Raw genomic sequence first — 14,925 nt, 5'->3', positions numbered from 1 at the left:
TTCAGGCGTGGCATCCAGCGTATCGCTCATCGACCGGATCCAGTCGGCACCGCAGCGCGAGCTGTATTTCTTCTCGCTGTACCGGGTGCTGGTGGCCGGCCTGATCGCCGCGCTGGTGTTCAGCCCGTTGTCCGACGCCATCCCCGAGCCACGCTACCCGCGCCTGGCCGCCGGCGTGGCGATCGGCTATCTGTCGATGGCCATCCCGCTGCTGTTCTGGGGCCGCAGTGAGCGCCGCCTCACCGCCACCGTGCTGTGCGCGGTGCTGGCCGACATCCTGGCCGCGACCCTGGCCACGCACGCCCTGCCCGGCGCCAGCGCCGGCATCGCGATGATGCTGCTGTTCAACGTCGCGGCCGGCTCGATCCTGCTGCGGCTGCGCTACGGCATGAGTGTCGCGGTGGTGGCCAGCACCGCGATCGTGCTGGAGTACCTGTGGACGCTGCTGGAAGGCGGCACCACCCGCCCGGTGGCCGAGCTGGCCATGTTCGCCACCAGCTACGTGGCGGTGGCCTACATCTGCCAGCAGATCGCCTCGCGCGCGCGCAGCAACCAGGCGCTGGCCGAACAGCGCGGCGCGCAGGTCGCCAACCTTTACGAAATCAACGAGTTGATCATCCGCCGCATGCGCACCGGCGTGCTGGTGGTCGATACCCACAACCGCATCACCCTGGCCAACGAAGCCGCCCTGGCATTGCTCGGCGACGGCGACCAGCGCAACGCCCCGGCCGACCTGGCATTGGCCGCGCTCACCCCGGAACTGGCGCGCCGGCTGCAGCGCTGGCGCAGCGGCTGGCGCCAGGAAGAATCCCCGCTGCAGTTGGGCGCGGACCGCCCCGAAGTGCAGCCGCGCTTCGTGCGCCTGCTCGCCGACAGCGACCTGGTGCTGATCTTCCTGGACGATGCCAGCGTGGTCTCGCGGCGCGCCGAATCGCTGACCCTCTCGGCCATGGGCCGGTTCTCGGCCAGCCTGGCCCACGAGATCCGCAACCCGCTGGCGGCCATCAACTACGCCTCGCAGCTGCTGGAAGAATCGCCGGACATCGGCGATGCCGACCGCCGCCTGTTGCAGATCATCCACCAGCAATGCCAGCGCACCAACGGCATCGTCGAAAGCGTGCTCGGCCTGGCCCGGCGCGAGCGCGCCAACCCGGAAAACCTGGACCTGGCCGCGTTCGTGCGCCGCTTCGTCGTGGAATACCGGCAGACCTTGTCGATGGAGACCGACATCCTGGAAGCCAGCATCGAGGGCGCCTCGGTGCACGCCTTGATCGACCCCAAGCACCTGCATCAGGTCCTGACCGCGCTGGTGCACAACGCACTCAAGTACGGCCGCGTCCTGGACGAGCCGGCACGGGTGAAGATGCGGGTGGAGCGGCGCGAGCGCATGGTGGCCATCGACGTGATCGACCGTGGCCCCGGCATTCCGGAGACGGTGGCAGCGCAACTGTTCCGGCCGTTCTACACCACCTCCGAACACGGCACCGGGCTCGGCCTGTATATCGCCCAGGAGCTGTGCCGCGCCAACCAGGCGCAACTGGATTACGTCTCCGTCCCCGGCGGCGGCGCGTGTTTCCGCATCCTGCTACAGGGCCCGAATGGGCTATTCGGCAAGTAGGCGAGCAGAGCAACTCTGCGCAGGCCGGCTGTCCTGCACGGGCAACAACCGGCTTGCAATCAGCATCGATCTCCGCGCGCGCGAGGCCTCATAGCACGGAACGTGGGACGAACATCGGTGGCGGCCCTGCACGCCCAACACATGACGCTTCAGGTCCAACAGCGCCGGTAATTGTCGACTGTCATCACGCTGGGCTATCGTGCGCAACATGAACGAAACGAAAAGTGCCCTGGTCGTCGATGACGAGCGTGACATCCGCGAATTGCTTGTTCTCACCCTGGGCCGCATGGGGCTGCGCATCAGCACCGCCGCCAACCTGGCCGAAGCGCGCGAATTGCTGGCCAGCAACCCGTACGACCTGTGCCTGACCGACATGCGGTTGCCCGACGGCAACGGCATCGAGCTGGTGACCGAGATCGCGCGCCAATACCCGCAGACGCCGGTGGCGATGATCACCGCGTTCGGCAGCATGGACCTGGCGGTGGAAGCGCTGAAAGCCGGCGCGTTCGACTTCGTCAGCAAGCCGGTGGACATCAGCGTGCTGCGCGGCCTGGTCAAGCACGCACTGGAATTGAACAACCGCGACCGGCCGGCGCCGCCACCGCCCCCGCCGGAACAGGCCAGCCGCCTGCTCGGCGATTCGACCGCCATGGAAAGCCTGCGCTCCACCATCGGCAAGGTCGCGCGCAGCCAGGCGCCGGTCTACATCGTTGGCGAATCCGGCGTGGGCAAGGAACTGGTGGCCCGCACCATCCACGAGCAAGGCGCACGCGCGGCCGGGCCGTTCATTCCGGTCAACTGCGGCGCGATCCCGGCCGAGCTGATGGAGAGCGAGTTCTTCGGTCACAAGAAGGGCAGCTTTACCGGCGCGCATGCCGACAAACCGGGCCTGTTTCAGGCCGCGCATGGCGGCACGCTGTTTCTGGACGAAGTGGCCGAGCTGCCGCTGCAGATGCAGGTGAAGCTGCTGCGCGCCATCCAGGAAAAATCGGTGCGCCCGGTCGGCGCCTCGGGCGAGACGCTGGTGGACGTGCGCATTCTGTCGGCCACGCACAAGGACCTGGGCGACCTGGTCTCCGACGGCCGTTTTCGTCACGACCTGTATTACCGCATCAACGTGATCGAGCTGCGTGTGCCACCGCTGCGCGAGCGCAGTGGCGACCTGCCGCAACTGGCCGCCGCCATCATTGCGCGCCTGGCCCGCAGCCATGGCCGCCCGATCCCATTGCTCACCCAGTCCGCGCTCGATGCCCTGAACCAATACGGCTTCCCGGGCAACGTGCGCGAGCTAGAAAACATTCTCGAACGTGCGCTTGCCCTGGCCGAAGACGACCAGATCAGCGCCACTGACCTGCGCCTGCCCGCCCATGGCGGCCACCGCCTTGCCGCCAGCCCGGGCACCGCTGCGGTTGAACCGCGCGAAGCGGTGGTCGACATCGACCCGGCCTCCTCCGCCCTGCCCTCCTACATCGAACAACTGGAACGCGCCGCGATCCAGAAGGCGCTGGAAGAAAACCGCTGGAACAAGACCAAAACCGCCGCCCAGCTAGGCATCACGTTTCGTGCGTTGCGCTACAAGCTGAAGAAGTTGGGGATGGAGTAGAGGGGCGGGGAATTGGGAGTGGGGAATCGGGAACCGTAAAAGCGGGTTGGTTGGTTTCGATTGTTCTGGCCCCGCCGTCCATCGCTGCTGGATACGGCATCTTTTGCACGCTGCTGTGCTCAACTCAGAGCGGCTGCGAAACGTCGCTAGCACCTGTCAGGCGGGCGGACGGCACGGAGGAACCGGCGCGCACGGGGTGCCTGAGGACTAACGAGCACTGGTCGCGCCCGCTTATGGCGACGCACGCGTTTCGATAGCTGCCCCAAAAGAAAACGGCGCTACCCGCCAGGAGGAAGCGCCGTTCGGCAAGGCCTTGCGACTGCCCTGATCGCAAGCCTATAGATCAAGAGCTAAATCGCTATATCCAGAGCGGGCCGTTCCGATTCCCCACTCCCGATTCCCAATTCCCGGCCACTCAGTCCTTGGTCACACGATTGATCTCGGCCAGGCTGGTCACGCCGTGCGAAGCCTTCATCAACGCCGACTGGCGTAAGTCGCGGATACCGATCTTCTGCGCAGCCTCGGCGATCTGCATCGCATTGCCGCCTTCCAGCACGATCGCGCCGATTTCATCGGTCATCGGCATCACCTGATAGATGCCGGTACGGCCTTTGTAGCCTTCCGTGCATTCATCGCAACCGACTGCCTCATAGAGCTCGATGTTCGCAACCTGCTCCGGCGTAAAACCTTCCGCCAGCAGCGCATGTTCCGGCAGCGTCGACTTGCGCTTGCAGTTGTTGCACAGCCGCCGTGCCAAACGCTGCGCGATGACCAGGGTCACCGAGGAGGTGATGTTGTACGGCGCGATACCCATGTTCATCAGACGCGCAATGGTTTGCGGCGCATCGTTGGTGTGCAGTGTCGACAGCACCATGTGGCCGGTCTGCGCCGCCTTGATCGCAATCTCGGCCGTCTCCAGGTCGCGGATTTCGCCGACCATGATGATGTCCGGGTCCTGACGCAGGAACGACCGCAGCGCAGCGGCAAAGGTCATGCCCCGCTTGACGTTCTGCTGCACCTGATTGACGCCGGGCAACCGGATTTCGACCGGATCCTCGGCCGTGGAAATGTTGCGCGTCTCGTCGTTGAGAATCCCGAGCGCGGTATACAGCGACACCGTCTTGCCCGAACCGGTCGGCCCGGTCACCAGCACCATGCCGTAGGGCTTGTGGATCGCATCCAGGAACAGCTTCTGCTGGTCCGCCTCATAGCCCAGCTTCTCGATACCGAGCTTGGCCGCACTGGCGTCCAGGATACGCAGCACCACCTTTTCGCCGAACAAGGTCGGCAAGGTGCTCACGCGGAAGTCGATCTGCTTGGTCTTGGACAGGTTGAGCTTGATGCGCCCGTCCTGCGGCACCCGCTTCTCGGCGATGTCCAGCTGCGACATCACCTTCAAACGCGCCGCAATGCGCTGGCTGAGCTTCACCGGCGCCTTGGCCACGTTCTTCAACAGCCCATCGATCCGCAACCGCACCCGGTAGTCATCTTCATAAGGCTCGAAATGGATGTCCGAGGCTCCCCGCCGGATCGCATCCACCAGCACCTTGTTGACGAATTTCACCACCGGCGTGTCATCGCCCTTGGCATCGACTCCGGAATCCCCGCCGGCGCCCATGTCCTCGTCCCCGGTGGAGACGTCCAGATCCCCCATTTCATCATCGTCGTCGCCGAGCGAGGAGCCGAGCGCCGCATTGCTGGCCTGCCACTGCTCCAAGGTGCGACGGATCTGGTCCTCGTCGACCAAAATCGGCTCGACCACCAAATTGGTGTGAAACTTGATGTCGTCCAGCGCTCTGGTCTGGGTCGGATTGCTCACCCCCACGAACAACCGGTTGCCGCGCTTGAACAGCGGCAGTACCTGATGCTTCTGAAGCAACTCCTCACTGACCAGCTTGACCGCGTTCTGGCTGGCGTCGAACACCGACACATCCATCAGCGGCATACCGAACTCAACTGCATTGGCAGAGGCGAGCTGCGCAGCAGAGACTAGCTTTTTTTCAGCAAACCACTGGGGTAAAGGCACTTTGGCGAGTGCTGCCTGATCCATCGCACCACGAGCAACCGCCTCTTCGAGCGCACCGTCTTGCACAAGACGTCGAGCAATGCCCGTGATTCCAACAAGATTAGCCGTTAGCACAACGCTCATTACGCACCTACGAAAGGACAAGCATTTGATTTTTCTAAGCCGATTTCAAGCACAACCGCGAAAATCATCTACATGCTTGAGGAAGATACTTTGACTGAATAGTAGTCCCGGAGCCGTTGCATCGCCATACGGTCGAACCTGCTCCCGACCAGTCAGGCACCAATTGCAAATGTGACGTTCGTATGCTTCGACTAGCATCCCCGCTAGAAAAGGCGACAGTAATAACTCCATCGACCTCAACCGTGACTGAGGAGACATACTTCCCTTTAATGCTTTCAGGACTCCCCAATCCAGCCTCAATATTTGTGCTTGGTGACGCACTCTTAGCCCAGTGGAACTCTTCGACAGCCACCTTTGCGCCTGAGGCCAGACTTAGACCCTCTGACACCTGAGCTCTAACGAGGTAGTCTTGGTAGGCAGGCAATGCTATCGCTGCCAGAATAGCGATAACCGCAACCACGATCATCAACTCAATCAAAGTGAATCCTCGGACCCTCACTTTGCCCCCTTTGAGCTTAACACTCAGTCAGAAGTAAAAAAGCCCCGGGCGAGCCGGGGCCTTTCAACATGAGCTTTGATTACGGAGCCGCCGCAGTGCGGCAAGAGGTCGGCAGATACTTCTGATCAATCGTGGTGCCGTTGGTGCACCCCCAGCTGATCGAACCGTTATTGTCAGTCGGGGTCAGGACCAGATTCTTGCCACTCAACTTTGCATTAGCAGTATTGAATGCCGCGGTGATGATCCCACCCGCCCCCACCGTCACAGACGTAACGTACTTACCCTTGATGTTCGCAGCAGCCTCAAGGCCAGCGGCGGCATTGGTCGCCGGGAAGGCACCGGTGTTAGCATAAGTTTCAGCGACAGCTGTCTTTGCACCCGACGCCAAAGACAAGCCTTCCGAAACCTGCGAACGAGCGAGGTAATCCTGGTACGCCGGCAAAGCGATAGCGGCCAGAATAGCGATGATCGCAACGACGATCATGAGTTCGATCAGTGTAAAACCATTTTGCTTTTTCATTGTCTACATCCCCTAGAGAGTTGAATGATTCAGTTGCTAACCGCTTTGCTGAAGTAAAGCACATTTGCAGCTTGCCGCCGAATGGGCTCAAGCACATTCCGTGCCAAGTTGGCCCACATCAATGCGCCCCGTGGGAATAGTTGCAGAGACAAGCGCTCAAGGGAAGTACACAAGCTGAGAAGTGCGAGGCCCAGACGCAAGTGACGCTACGGGTCAGTTTTGGACCCCTTCCTGGCCTAAGACAGGCCCTTTGGGAGCATGCTGAGATCTTGCAAACAAGCTACTATTGGCGAGCACCGGCCTGGGGATGGTCGCGGGGAATAGTTATGTCAATCGCTCGTAGCAGCATGAAGAAGCAGCCGATAGACCGGAACGTAAACGAGATGGTCCCATTTGTCTGGGAGGGTACGGACAAGCGCGGCATCAAGATGAAGGGGGAACAACCTGCTCGCAACGCGAACATGCTCCGCGCTGAGCTTCGGCGGCAGGGCATCACACCTTTAGTTGTAAAGACGAAGCCTAAGCCGCTTTTCGGCGCCGCTGGCAAGAAAATTTCTTCAAAAGATATCGCCTTTTTCAGTCGCCAGATGGCAACAATGATGAAGTCGGGCGTACCTATTGTTGGATCGCTTGAAATCATCGGAGAGGGGCACAAAAATCCCCGCATGAAAAAAATGGTTGGTCAAATTAGGACCGACATTGAAGGAGGGTCTTCACTCCATGAAGCAATTTCTAGGCATCCAGTCCAATTCGACGACCTCTATCGAAATTTGGTACGAGCAGGCGAAGGTGCCGGCGTTCTAGAAACCGTTTTAGACACAGTTGCAAATTACAAAGAAAACATTGAAGCACTGAAGGGAAAAATAAAGAAAGCTTTATTTTATCCTGCAATGGTAATGGCCGTTGCAATTATTGTGAGCGGAATATTACTTGTATTTGTTGTCCCGCAATTTGAAGACGTATTCAAAGGATTCGGAGCAGAACTACCAGCTTTCACTCAGATGATCGTCGCGGCGTCGCGTTTCATGGTGTCTTATTGGTGGCTTATGCTACTTGGTAGCATGGCAGCAATTGCAGGATTCATTTTTGCTTACAAGCGCTCGCCTCGCATGCGACATGGAATGGATAGATTGGTCTTGAAGGTCCCAGTCATTGGCCAGATCATGCATAATAGCTCTATCGCCCGATTTGCGCGAACCACTGCCGTTACGTTCAAAGCTGGCGTTCCTTTAGTTGAAGCCTTGAGCATTGTGGCTGGCGCCACCGGTAATAAAGTTTATGAGGAAGCTGTGCTTCGTATGCGCGATGATGTCTCGGTAGGCTACCCTGTCAACATGGCGATGAAGCAGGTCAATCTTTTCCCACACATGGTGGTTCAGATGACCTCGATCGGCGAAGAAGCTGGCGCCCTGGATGCCATGTTGTTCAAAGTGGCTGAATATTTCGAGCAAGAAGTTAATAATGCCGTGGATGCATTGAGCAGCTTACTGGAACCATTGATCATGGTTTTTATTGGCACAATTGTGGGCGGCATGGTCATTGGCATGTATCTTCCCATCTTCAAACTTGGCTCAGTGGTCTAAAACGTAATGGCATTTCTCGACCAGCATCCCGGTCTCGGCTTTCCCGCCGCGGCCGGACTGGGACTGCTGATCGGCAGCTTCCTGAACGTGGTGATCCTGCGCTTACCCAAGCGCATGGAGTGGCAGTGGCGTCGCGACGCGCGCGAGATCCTGGAGCTGCCGGACATCTATGAGCCGCCGCCGCCGGGGATCGTGGTCGAGCCGTCGCACGACCCGGTCACTGGCGACAAGCTCAAGTGGTGGGAAAACATTCCGCTTTTCAGCTGGCTGATGCTGCGCGGCAAGTCGCGCTACAGCGGCAAGCCGATCTCCATCCAGTACCCGCTGGTGGAGTTGCTGACCTCGATCCTGTGCGTGGCCAGCGTCTGGCGCTTTGGCTTTGGCTGGCAGGGCTTTGGCGCAATCGTGCTGAGCTGCTTCCTGGTCGCGATGTCGGGTATCGACCTGCGCCACAAGCTGCTGCCGGACCAGCTGACCTTGCCGCTGATGTGGCTAGGTTTGGTCGGTTCGATGGACAACCTTTACATGCCAGCCAAGCCCGCCCTGCTGGGCGCGGCGGTCGGCTATGTCTCGCTGTGGACGGTGTGGTGGCTATTCAAACAGCTCACCGGCAAGGAAGGGATGGGCCACGGCGACTTCAAGCTGCTGGCTGCGCTGGGGGCGTGGTGTGGGTTAAAGGGCATCCTGCCGATCATCCTGATCTCCTCGCTAGTCGGCGCCGTGCTCGGTTCGATCTGGCTGTTCGCCAAGGGGCGCGACCGCGCCACGCCGATTCCGTTCGGGCCTTATCTGGCCATCGCCGGCTGGGTGGTGTTCTTCTGGGGTAACGACCTGGTGGATGGCTACCTGCGCTTCGCAGGCCTGCGCTGAGCAAGCCACGACGATGAGCAACTTCATCGTCGGCCTCACCGGCGGCATCGCCTCCGGCAAAAGCGCACTCGCCGCTGAGTTCGAGAAGTTGAGCGTGCCGGTGGTCGATGCCGATGTCGTTGCGCGGCAAGTGGTAGAGCCAGGGCCAATTCTGGACGCAATCGTGGGCCGATTTGGTCCAGACATCTTGATGCCTGATGGCAGGCTGGACCGGCGAGCCTTACGCAACGTTGTTTTTGACGATCCAAGTCAACGCAAAGCGCTGGAAGCCATCACGCACCCTGCCATTCGTGCAGAACTGCAGCGCGCCGCGCAGGCGGCCGAAGGCGCTTACGCCATCGTTGCGATCCCCTTGCTGGCCGAGGCGGGCGGCCGAGCCACGTATCCCTGGTTGGATCGCATCCTTGTCATCGATGCTCCAGTGTCGCTTCAACACGCTCGCCTGATGCAGCGCGACGGCACTTCATCAATGCTGGCTGATCAGATGATTGCCGCGCAAGCCTCGCGTGAACAGCGCTTGGCCATTGCAGATGATGTCGTGAGCAACTGCGATCAGCCAGAGCTACTAGCAGTGGAAGCACGAAGATTAAATATGCAATTTCGAACGGCAGCGATAGGAAATTGAATCTTCCACCTTAGAATCCTGACGCAGAATCATGCAGCAAAAATATAAATGCACTCAAATTAAAACCAATGCCCCCCGCATTAAATAATATCAAAGCTAAGCAAAATTGACAGCACCACATTAGGCAAATAGCAATATATCACTACAAGGATAGAACTATGAAAAATCTAGAAGGGGTCATCGCACACTTTTTTAGAATGAAGAAGTCCATCTCAACTCATCACTTACGCTCAGTGGTTGTCGCGACTTTCTTGATCGCTATTTCCGTATTTTCTACAAATGCCTCTGCCGCCTGCACCCAAGAGGTTTACTCATTATTCCCCGAATCTAACACTCACTACGTTTATGAGGGGCACTGCGCAACATACAGCGAGGCATTTGCGACTTGCGCCGCATTGGCTAACAAGCATGGCTACACATCCGACTATTGCGGACAGAGTGGCGGCAATACTCCGACTGAAGGTCGACTTGGCGGAGGCTGGTTTTGGGAGCAAAACACAATCAAGGTTGTTCCATTCCATCTTTCGATCCTAACATTCGGCGGCGCCGAGCCTCCGCCAAAGCGAAAATCACTTGGAACGCCAGGATGCCCGGAGCAATGCCTAGGCGACCCCATTAATGCTATTACTGGCAATAAGTTTGAGACGATACAAGAAATAAAGGCATCCCCGAGTGGCTTCCTTGACCTTTCCTGGACTTATAACTCCCAGTATGAGCCTGGCTATGCCGGAGCGCGCTCTTCTATATTCGGTGAAAAAATAACATTTACCTACGGACGATCTCTAATTTGGCCACCGACTATCGGCAAGCCTATCGCATATCTATCTAGGCCTGATGGTCAGGCAATTCAGTTCACGCAGGTGGAAGGAGTCTGGATTCCAGATACTGGGCGTTCCGAGATTCTTGAGAAGCTACCCGACTCCCCGGGCTGGATTGTTACGCTTACCAATGGAGAGACAGAGGAATACTCATCGCTAGGGGAACTTAAGAGGATTTCAAAAGCGTCCGGCCGTTTTGCAACACTAAATTATTCTACATCTGGCTTTCTCGAAAATGTACGAGACGACCAAGGGCGGACGTTATCCTTTCATTACAACAACGACAATCTAGTTGACCACATCATCGCTCCTGATGGAAAAAAAATAGTCTTTAACTATGACTCCAAGCTGTTGCGATCCGTAACCTATCCAGATGGATTTCAAAAAATCTACCTCTACAATGAGGAAGGTTATGTTAATCCTTACACAAGCCCCGGATCGCTAACTGGGGTCGTAGATGAATCAGGAAATCGGCTTTCATCTACTTGGTATGATGCAAACAACAAAGCTTATAAGACTGGACTGGCAAACGGTGCCGACACCTTTAGCATTAGCTTTTCCACAATGGGCGGCAGTCTTCAGTCGGTTGCAAATAAGCCTACAGGTGGCTGGCGAGAGTCGCTAATGAAGTTCGAGAAGGGAAACTTGATTGAATCTTCATTTAGTGACGGATGTGATGGGTGCCCCCCAAAGTCCGTTATTTATAAATACACAAATGGACTACTAGCAAGCATTGTGCGGAACGGAACCCTGACAAAATACGAGTATGACGATGAAAATAACGAAAAAATTAGATTAGAAGCACCCGAATCAAAATTTGAACGCCGCAACGAAACGGATTGGGATAAATCAAAGAAGGCGCCTATTTCCTTGCGAGCCTACAGCCATTCCGGCATTTTATTGAAGAACTCAATTTACACGTACAACTCTAGACGTCAAGTTACCTCTCTATCCGAACAGGCAAGTGGTCTTTTAGACAGGTCGATTGCGTACGAATACTGCGATCTGGCAGGAAATTCCTGTCCTTTGCTTGGGCTACCTAGCTCTAAAGATGGACCGCAGCGTGGGACCACTGACCGAACAAGCTACGACTATTATTCTGCCGACGACGCAACATGCACAAATGTAGCAGGATCTTGCCTTTATAGAAAAGGAGACTTAAAACAGGTAATTATGCCGTCCGGCCAAGCAACTAATTATTTGAGCTACGACGGCGCAGGCCGTCCGTTGTCCGTCAAGGACGCCAACGGTATCGTCACCGACTACACCTACCACCCACGCGGTTGGCTGACGGCTAGCAAGGTGCGTGGCGCTGATGACTCCAGCGAGGCCGATGACCGCATCACCCGCATCGACTACTGGCCCACCGGCCTGGTCAAGCAGGTCACCCAACCCGATGGCGCGTTCACCGCCTTTACTTATGATGCGGCGCATCGGCTGACCGATATAACCGATAACGCGGGCAATACCGTCCATTACACCTTGGACAACGCCGGCAATCGCGTCAAGGAAGACACCAAGGACGCGGCCGGCACGTTGAAGCGCACGCTCTCGCGTGTCTACAACCAGCTCGGCCAACTCAAGACACAGGCCACCGCGGGCAGCGACCCAACCGACTTTGAGTACGACGCCAACGGCAACGCCACCAAGGTGACCGATGCACTGGCAACCGCAACGCAGAGCGAATACGACCCGCTCAATCGCCTCTCGCGCACGCTGCAGGATGTGGCCGGCATCAAGGCCAACACCACGTTCGACTACGACGCGCTGGACAAGCTCACCAAGGTCACCGACCCCAAGGGCCTGGATACCAGGTACGAGTACAACGGCTTCGGCGATCTGGTGAAGCTCACCAGCCCGGACACCGGCGTCACCAGCTACACCTACGATAGCGCCGGCAACCGCGCCACCCAGACCGACGCGCGCGGCAATACCACTGCCTACGGCTACGACGCGCTCAATCGCCTGACCAAGGTCACCTACCCCACTAGCGGCCTCAACGTCAGCTACACCTACGACGTGACGCAGACGGCCTGCGCGAGTGGGGAGACCTTCTCCATCGGCCGCCTGACCAAGATGCAGGATGGCGGCGCGATCACGCAGTACTGCTACAACCGCTTCGGCGATCTGGTGCGCAAGGTGCAGACCAGCAATGGCAAGGCGCTGGTACTGCGCTACGACTACACCGTCGGCGGCCAGTTGCGGCGGATGACATATCCCGACGGGGCGGTGGTCGATTACGTGCGCAACACCCAGGGCCAGACCACCGAGGTCGGCGTGACCCCGGCCGGCGGCAGCCGGCAGGTGCTGCTGGGCAACGCCAGCTACTACCCGTTCGGCCCGGCTGCCGGCTGGACCTACGGCAATGGCCGCACTCTCGCCCGCCGCTACGATCTGGACTACCGCCCGCAGGCGATCCAGGACACCCGCCCGGGCGGACTGGAAGCCGGCTTCGGCTTCGACCCGGCCGGCAACCTCACCGCATTGACGCCCGCTGGCAATCCCACGCCGGAGATCGGCCTGGGCTACGACGCCCTGGGCCGCCTGACCGGCCTCAAGGACGGGAATACCGGCACCCTGATCGATGGCTACAGCTACGACGCCACCGGCAACCGCCTCAGCGCCAAGGTCGGCACGGCCACGCAGGCCTACAGCTATCCGGCCGACAGCCATCGCCTCAGCGCCGTGGCAGGCGTCGCCCGAACTTACGATGCCACCGGCAACACCACCGCCATCGGCGGCACCGCGCGGCAATACACCTACGACACCACCGGCCGCATGACCCAGGCCCGCCGCGCCGGCGCGGTGACCATGAACTACCGCTACAACGGCCGTGGCGAACAGGTGCGCCGCTTCCTCGGCACCACCAACACCTACACGCTCTATGACGAAGCCGGCCACTGGCTGGGTGACTACGACAACAACGGCGCACCCAAGCAGCAGGCAATCTGGCTGGACGATCTACCGGTCGGCCTGCTGGCTAACGCCAACAAGCTGCACTACATCGAGCCCGATCACCTGGGCAGCCCGCGCGTGGTGATCGATCCAACCCGCGATATGGCGGTGTGGACGTGGAGTTTGAAGGGCGAAGCTTTCGGCAACACCGCGCCGAATCAGGACCCTGATGGCGATGGTGCGGCGCTGGTGCTGGATATGCGCTTTCCGGGGCAGCGGTTTGATGCGGCGAGTGGATTGAATCAGAACTACTTCCGGGATTATGAGGCGGCTACCGGGCGGTATGGGCAAAGTGATCCGATTGGACTTGACGGCGGATCGACAACTTATAGCTACACCGGATCTAGTCCGCTTATGTGGAAAGACACTAATGGACTCGTTCGTTGGAGCGGCAATGCTATGCCTGCTGCTGTTGGCGTCGGTGCTTTATCCGTGGGTGCTTACGTATTCGATCTCACATCCCAATGTGTCAACGGGCGAAAAGCACACGTTCTCGTGAGAGCATGGGGTGCAGGATTTGGGGCGGGATTAAAGTATCTTCCGGTCACATCGACAGCTGGAAATGTGACATTGGAGGACCAGCTACCAGATATCGTTCCAAGTAATTTAGTCGGCCTGTTTTTTATGGAAAATGCCGGAGTTTCCGTAGGAGGCTTTGGTGGCGGCTGCAATGCATACCAAATGGGAAGCGAGTGGACACCTGCCGTTTCAAAGAACGGCACCTCATGCTCACTGGGTGGCGGCGGCCTTGATGCGGGTATCGGGCTTCAGTGGGGCAAGTCTGAGCTTGTTGGCCTGAAGTGGCTCAAGTGCGATGAATGCAGCCCTGTCGAGACGCCATTCTGAGAGATCGAAGAATGAAAATACTCTATCGAATAGCTTTCTCTTTTATTAGCTCTTGCTTCCTTGTTGTCCTATATCTAATGTTTGGACCTGTCTACATTGACAACAAGCTTGCAATGGAGATGGCTGGCCAATGGGTACTTATATCAACTATTTCCATCTTTACGGCGTCCTGCCTGATTCAATGGATTACTCGAAGAAGAAGCCGCCTTGCCGAATAATTTTCTTTGGCAATTTAGACACCAGCCACCGAAAGGCCACATCACTGCAAGTAGCCCAAAGGACCTGTACCCGACACATTGGTTACAGTGGGGACACTTAACCAAGCAGACGAACAGAGAAATCAGAACAAAAATTGCTGCTCCGAGAAAGAATTGTCCAGAGGTAGGACTGAAGAACACGCCAAGCAGAACTAATGCACTAAGAATCGTCCAGTAAAAAAATCTCACCCATTTGTACACCTTCATATCTTTATTCACTAGCAAACTTGTTCTTGGCGACTGAAAAAGAATTGTAGCCGTTCATTAGGCGAATACCGGGCAACGACGAAGTGGGATTCACCTTACACCTACTCCTGACGCTCCCGCAGTTGACATCCCAAGAAACCAGTAGCAACCTCTGCCTCAAGGAGCGTAGAAACTCCGTGCATAGCGGTACCCACCTCCGTCAAACCGGTGGGTTTTTTGTGCCTGCCTGCAGGTACAAGCCGACGCGTTGCCTGCGTCGGGAGGGCGGCTAATACAACACTCCTTCGGGAGGAATACGCCCGCCGACTATGCACGGTTTCTAACCTCCCGACATCCCGTCGCCAGCCGGCGACGGTGCCTGTTCTTCGAAGGAGG

Annotated in this window: 9 protein-coding genes; 6 read left to right on the top strand and 3 right to left on the bottom strand. The window is 58.1% G+C overall.

The annotated features are described in order from the left end of the window. Positions 1 to 7: 7 nt before the first annotated feature. Positions 8 to 1,618: a HAMP domain-containing sensor histidine kinase gene (locus tag QRM89_RS20535; RefSeq protein ID WP_285448915.1), complete on the top strand. Its 1,611-nt coding sequence runs from the start codon at positions 8 to 10 to the stop codon at positions 1,616 to 1,618. A 208-nt stretch (positions 1,619 to 1,826) separates the two neighbouring features. Continuing rightward, on the top strand, positions 1,827 to 3,221 hold the full coding sequence (locus QRM89_RS20530; protein WP_042594919.1) for a sigma-54 dependent transcriptional regulator: 1,395 nt from the start codon (positions 1,827 to 1,829) through the stop codon (positions 3,219 to 3,221). A 415-nt stretch (positions 3,222 to 3,636) separates the two neighbouring features. Here the strand turns inward: QRM89_RS20530 and pilB are convergent, their stop codons facing one another. From pilB to QRM89_RS20515, 3 genes are all read right to left on the bottom strand, one after another. Further along, the gene (gene pilB, locus QRM89_RS20525; RefSeq protein ID WP_115006670.1) at positions 3,637 to 5,370 is read right to left on the bottom strand and encodes a type IV-A pilus assembly ATPase PilB; all 1,734 of its coding nucleotides are present in this window, start codon (positions 5,368 to 5,370) and stop codon (positions 3,637 to 3,639) included. A 64-nt stretch (positions 5,371 to 5,434) separates the two neighbouring features. Then, complete coding sequence (locus QRM89_RS20520) at positions 5,435 to 5,869, bottom strand: pilin (protein ID WP_011038213.1); 435 nt, start codon at positions 5,867 to 5,869, stop codon at positions 5,435 to 5,437. 79 nt (positions 5,870 to 5,948) lie between these two features. Further along, entirely contained in the window at positions 5,949 to 6,389 is a 441-nt protein-coding gene (locus tag QRM89_RS20515; protein ID WP_011038214.1) for a pilin, read from the bottom strand. Positions 6,390 to 6,715: 326 nt separating this feature from the next. Between QRM89_RS20515 and QRM89_RS20510 the strand changes: the two genes are divergently transcribed. From QRM89_RS20510 to QRM89_RS20495, 4 genes are all read left to right on the top strand, one after another. Beyond that, positions 6,716 to 7,972 carry a type II secretion system F family protein gene (locus tag QRM89_RS20510; RefSeq protein WP_285448908.1) on the top strand — a complete coding sequence of 419 codons (1,257 nt, stop codon included), beginning with the start codon at positions 6,716 to 6,718 and terminating at the stop codon, positions 7,970 to 7,972. Between the two features lie 6 nt (positions 7,973 to 7,978). Then, positions 7,979 to 8,842 carry an A24 family peptidase gene (locus QRM89_RS20505; protein ID WP_011038216.1) on the top strand — a complete coding sequence of 288 codons (864 nt, stop codon included), beginning with the start codon at positions 7,979 to 7,981 and terminating at the stop codon, positions 8,840 to 8,842. Between the two features lie 13 nt (positions 8,843 to 8,855). Next, positions 8,856 to 9,467: a dephospho-CoA kinase gene (gene coaE / locus QRM89_RS20500; RefSeq protein ID WP_285448906.1), complete on the top strand. Its 612-nt coding sequence runs from the start codon at positions 8,856 to 8,858 to the stop codon at positions 9,465 to 9,467. 197 nt (positions 9,468 to 9,664) lie between these two features. Further along, the gene (locus QRM89_RS20495) at positions 9,665 to 14,086 is read left to right on the top strand and encodes an RHS repeat-associated core domain-containing protein (RefSeq protein WP_285448904.1); all 4,422 of its coding nucleotides are present in this window, start codon (positions 9,665 to 9,667) and stop codon (positions 14,084 to 14,086) included. Positions 14,087 to 14,925 lie beyond the last annotated feature (839 nt).

The sequence above is a fragment of the Xanthomonas sp. LMC-A-07 genome (genome assembly GCF_030208825.1).
GTDB lineage: Bacteria > Pseudomonadota > Gammaproteobacteria > Xanthomonadales > Xanthomonadaceae > Xanthomonas > Xanthomonas campestris.
The sequence above is the reverse complement of the archived record's forward strand: the minus strand, read 5'-3'. Positions and strand labels throughout refer to the sequence as shown.

Coding starts and splice junctions, on each gene's coding strand:
- QRM89_RS20530 (WP_042594919.1), top strand. CDS start 1,827: ATGAACGAAACGAAAAGTGCCCTGGTCGTCGATGACGAGCGTGACATC.
- pilB (WP_115006670.1), bottom strand. CDS start 5,370: ATGAGCGTTGTGCTAACGGCTAATCTTGTTGGAATCACGGGCATTGCT.
- QRM89_RS20515 (WP_011038214.1), bottom strand. CDS start 6,389: ATGAAAAAGCAAAATGGTTTTACACTGATCGAACTCATGATCGTCGTT.
- QRM89_RS20510 (WP_285448908.1), top strand. CDS start 6,716: ATGTCAATCGCTCGTAGCAGCATGAAGAAGCAGCCGATAGACCGGAAC.
- QRM89_RS20505 (WP_011038216.1), top strand. CDS start 7,979: ATGGCATTTCTCGACCAGCATCCCGGTCTCGGCTTTCCCGCCGCGGCC.
- coaE (WP_285448906.1), top strand. CDS start 8,856: ATGAGCAACTTCATCGTCGGCCTCACCGGCGGCATCGCCTCCGGCAAA.
- QRM89_RS20495 (WP_285448904.1), top strand. CDS start 9,665: ATGAAGAAGTCCATCTCAACTCATCACTTACGCTCAGTGGTTGTCGCG.